Origin of the sequence: Bartonella sp. AU18XJBT (genome assembly GCF_028618595.1) — a bacterium.
Lineage (GTDB): Bacteria > Pseudomonadota > Alphaproteobacteria > Rhizobiales > Rhizobiaceae > Bartonella.
In genome coordinates this window covers 1-2,237 of the sequence record NZ_JAQITE010000110.1, presented here as the reverse complement: position 1 = coordinate 2,237, position 2,237 = coordinate 1, and the positions used below count along the sequence as shown (strand labels likewise).

Annotated in this window: 1 protein-coding gene; it reads left to right on the top strand. The window is 31.2% G+C overall.

Annotated elements, in window-relative coordinates; all coding sequences use genetic code 11:
* Positions 1 to 1,294: 1,294 nt before the first annotated feature.
* The gene (locus PVV60_RS10255) at positions 1,295 to 2,017 is read left to right on the top strand and encodes a hypothetical protein (protein ID WP_273724646.1); all 723 of its coding nucleotides are present in this window, start codon (positions 1,295 to 1,297) and stop codon (positions 2,015 to 2,017) included.
* The last annotated feature ends 220 nt before the right edge of the window (positions 2,018 to 2,237 follow it).

Here is a 2,237-nt window from a genome sequence, read left to right as displayed (position 1 = left end):
ATACCTTCAAAACGTATATTATTAGTTGAATTTATAGGTTGTAATGTCGATATAGGTTGTTTTTTTAAGATCTGTAAAATCTTAATACATTGAAATATAACGTTTTTATTTTTTGCTATTTTTTTATATAAAAGCAGCAACCGTCAAAACTCAAAACCTCTTCAAAACTCATAACCATAATGGCTTGATAACATTTCTTATGATTATACCCCCTTTCTTTTGAAAGGCTTTAAAGGATCATATGCTTTTCATAAAGCACGTTTTAATTACTCAGTAAAATGATCACTTTTGTCAGTTCAATTTACTGACACAAACTGACAAATATATATTTACAGTTGTATTTATTTGTTATGGTTGTTTTAATAAGTTGTATTTTGAAAAATAGACAAAACTTAACTTATTGAAATATAATGTTTTTAATTTTTACTCATTTTAAAAAATACTATAGGGGTTAGAGTTAACTGACAAAAATGACAAAAGTCTATAAAAAGGGATTTTGCTCATCTCTATAATTATCAGTTTCTATTGAGATGTTTTCATTAACAGGCAATAAATCACAATTATCATATATCCTATTTATCGTTTCTCTTATGAAAATAAAAAATGATGCATGGCTATAGCTATAAAGAACATAACAGCTATAAAGCACGCGTGAAAAAAGCAGGCTTTCATAATCATAAGGCATTTTCATAATCACATGCAAATGAACACATTGGTTATAAGAGCGCGGCTTTATTAAGGTTGTTTACATTAGAGATCTTTATAAACAAAATTCACAAAAAATTTAAATTCATTTAGTAAAAAAACAGATAGGTTATAAAGATAAAAATACGCATGATGAGAGCGTTTCTAAATATTATAAATGTATAATTCAGAAAATAACGCAATCGTTTCACAAAGCCCGTAATATAGCTTTAAAAGCACATAAATATAAAATAAGCAATTAATAAGCATAAGATATTATCAATACACAATGTATTTAAAAAAATAAGAAAAAATATCAAAAAAGATAAAATAATATTTGACAATAAATACGTATTTTGTTATATAAATACTCAAGTGATCAAAACACTAAACCAACAGCGGATAGGTTACGAAACAACCTTTCCCAAATCTTTAAAATACTGACTTTCTTTTATGCTGTTATTGGCATATAACGATTTTGTCGGGTGTAGCTATGTCATATAATACCTTTATAGGAAAAGCATAGCAACGGACTGTTGGCCGTGTTTTGAGCGCCCGGCGCCCTTATAGGGTGTTTAATTCAAAATTTAAAACCAACAGGATTAATAAAATGAATTCTATCTCAAAAAACACCTCCGTTATCTCTTCCATTTCAAATGCAACCGCGCCCGTTAATAAACAAGAGCCTGCAAAAAAATACGAATTTATTGATGATTGTGAATATATCGATGGTCATTTCTTAAAGCGAATTAGAGCCTTAAGAGATTTTGATGATGTCAAAAAAGGTGATTTAGGGGGGTATATTGAAAATGAAGATAACCTCTCTCATGAGGGTAATTGCTGGGTTTACGATAAAGCGCGCGTCTTTCAGAATGCAAGGGTTTATGACAATGCTAAAGTCAAAGGCTTTTTTGTTGATGTTTATGGCGATGCTCAAATTTATGGAAATGCTATTTTTCAAGGCATGGCAATAAATGATTATTGTGAGGTTTATGGCAATGCCCATGTTGAAAATGCTGTTATAATTGAAGGCAATGTTAAAATTTATGATAACGCCCGTGTAAGTGGTCATGCTCATATTTCTGATATGTCTGTTATTTGTGATGATGCCCATGTCGGTGGCAATGCAAAAATAAGCGATGGTGCTTATATCTGTGATCATTCTTATGTCGTTGATGATGCCGTGGTTTGTGGTGCTTATGTATCTGGCGATTCTTGTATTCATAGCGCCGCCTCTTTAACAGAAGAGGATCAAATTCATGATGAGGCAATTCCTAGATTTGGTAGTGATGATGATTACTATCGTCATGAATATTATGACGAGGCAATGTAATTAATACTAGGCGCGGCGGGGGCGCCCCTCTTTAAAACATCTCATTTTAAAAATTAAATCTTCTTATAAAGGAATTGTGCCATGCAAAAGAAATTTGCACTCACAAATGAGACACGTGTATTTAATAATCAAACCCTTTATCGCATTAAAGCATTAAGAGACTTTGCTGATGTTAAGGCTGGTGATTTAGGGGGCTTTATTGAAAAGGAAGCTAATCTAT

Excerpts from the sequence above, each read along its gene's own strand:
- PVV60_RS10255 (WP_273724646.1), top strand. The coding sequence starts at position 1,295 with ATGAATTCTATCTCAAAAAACACCTCCGTTATCTCTTCCATTTCAAAT.